Origin of the sequence: Paraburkholderia mimosarum LMG 23256 = NBRC 106338 (genome assembly GCF_000739815.1) — a bacterium.
In the GTDB taxonomy this organism is placed as follows: domain Bacteria; phylum Pseudomonadota; class Gammaproteobacteria; order Burkholderiales; family Burkholderiaceae; genus Paraburkholderia; species Paraburkholderia mimosarum.
Window position 1 is genome coordinate 1 of sequence record NZ_BBJJ01000244.1, and the last position, 2,171, is coordinate 2,171.

Below are 2,171 nucleotides of genomic sequence, written 5' to 3' on the forward strand. Positions count from 1 at the left end.
GGCAAGCACGTCAAGGTGCTTTCAATTACCATGATGGCCCCCTGCCTCAATATGCGGGAACTCATGCCACTTCTTGGGCGTTGCTTGCCGGCGAAAGCGAATATGCAATTACGTGGCATCGTATAGATCAAGGCATTGATACGCGTGACGTGGTCGTTCGACGTCGGGTTTTAATAACGTCGACCGACACCGCATTGACCCTAAACATTAAATGTTATGAGGCTGCTATCGGGGGATTCCGTGATCTGCTAATTGGATTGGCAGGCGGGACCCTAGATATCCGTCCGCAAAGGTTGCTGGATAGGAGCTACTTTCCGAGGCGTCGGAGGCCCGATGTCGGGGGTTGTGTACGTTGGGATCGATCTGCGGAAGATTTGGCGGCAATGGTGCGGGCCTTGGATTTCGGGGCGGATTATCCCAACCCGTTGGGGCTGGCCAAGGTTCTCTTGGTCGATGAACTTGTGGCCGTCAAACGCCTAAAGGTTCTGGGTCGATGCTCGGATGAGCTTCCGGGTTCCTTGCTGGAGATCCACCGTAGGCATTGGCGTGTGGCGACAGCTACGCAAGATGTGGATGTTTGGTTTTCTGGCCCAGACGGTCAATCTATTGACGCGTGGGCGCTTGCGAAGCATCACGATCTAGGTATAGGAGATCGTCTTCACGTATTCGGTGAAAAGCAGGCGTCGATCATAACTGCCGAGCTCGAAATGTTAGCCGAGCAAGAGGCATTTTGGCGACAGCGGCTTGCAGGGTTTAGATCGTTGCAGCTTCCCTTTTTTCATCGTCGGCTTTGACTGTGACGAAATGGCAGTCAAGTTCGGAAATGTTTTTGGCGCTTTGGCTGAATTGGCACCGATCGAGCGCGTGGTACACATATCCGGACCAAGCCCTGTTTTTACACCTGAGAAAAACCTGCAACCAGTAGGGAGAAAAATATTGCTATCAATCAAGAAAATGAATGCATGCAAGTATCGCAGAACGCTGGCAGTGATGGCGATCGCCAGCCTGAGCACTGCTTTGTCAACGTCTGCCGTTTATGCTCAATCGTCTACCTCCGACACTGACGCAAAACTGCCTTATGCACAGGCGTCGAAGGAACAACAAAAAATTTGGCAAGAGGCAGTAAAACAAATGGGACCTCCTCCTGGCACGGGATGCTACTCGATGTCGTATCCCGAAACCACGTGGCAGAAAGCGACGTGCGCAAAGGTATCTCATCCGGCCCCTGCTCCGAAACATGCACCTCCCGCCGAAACGAAGGGAAAGGTAACAATGAATCAATGGGGACAGACCGCAGGGAATCAGACCGATTACAAAGGAAATCGGGCCGATTATATCGCACAGACGACTGGGCTCACGACCTCGGCAATTGGGAGCTTCCCGGGAACCGTTGTAAGTGGCTTAGCAGATACGGGCTTAGCGAATGAGTCGAGGGGTTATACGCTTCAACTTAATACTAATTTTGGCACTAATGCATCCTATTGTGCGCAGAATGGGTTTCATCCGGATTGTCGAGTGTGGCAGCAATTCATTTATTCGTCTGATTATGGGTCTCAGGATCAAGTTCCCAGAGGGCCGCAAATATTTATTCAGGACTGGATAATGCTGATAAATAGCGACGATTATAATCGATGCCCCGCTGGCTGGGACGAACCTATAGACAAAACTATTAAAGCATGCTATAAAAACAGTCTCGCTGTTGCGGCGCCATACATTCCCGTGGGCAATCTCTACCTGACAACCTTGGCGGGATATGCGTCGACGTCCGGCTCGGGTGCAACCGATACCGTAATGCTCACGTATAACGGTAATGCCTACAGCGTAAACCAGCCGGAGGCCACCCTTGATATCGGACAGGTCTGGAAGCAGTCTGAATTTAATATTTTCGGCAATGGCAACGGCTCAAGATTATATTTTAAACCAAAAACGTCAATTACCGTAAATCTGCAAGTAAACGACGCAACCACATATGCACCACAGTGTTTGCCGGGCGGGACAACCGGGGAAACGAATAATTTAACCTTGGGAGCATGTATTGCCACACCAGGTGTGACGCCGTCGATTCAGTTTACCGAATCGAACTGAGTAGTCGCCCCTTAGGTGAGTAGCCCACGGGGGCGTGGTTCAAAAAGCGCGATTTTTGCGTTACACAGACGAGCGGAAGCAGCCTG

The 2,171-nt window shown here is 51.1% G+C and carries 2 protein-coding genes; both read left to right on the forward strand.

The genetic code is table 11. From position 1 onward, the window contains the following. On the forward strand, positions 1 to 794 hold a 794-nt coding region (locus BMI01S_RS40375), incomplete at its 5' end, for a formyltransferase family protein (RefSeq protein ID WP_303621357.1). A 10-nt stretch (positions 795 to 804) separates the two neighbouring features. Then, positions 805 to 2,085, forward strand: coding sequence for a hypothetical protein (locus BMI01S_RS41695; protein WP_154671548.1), 1,281 nt, complete (start codon positions 805 to 807; stop codon positions 2,083 to 2,085). Positions 2,086 to 2,171: the final 86 nt, after the last annotated feature.

Excerpts from the sequence above, each read along its gene's own strand:
- BMI01S_RS41695 (WP_154671548.1), top strand. The coding sequence starts at position 805 with ATGGCAGTCAAGTTCGGAAATGTTTTTGGCGCTTTGGCTGAATTGGCA.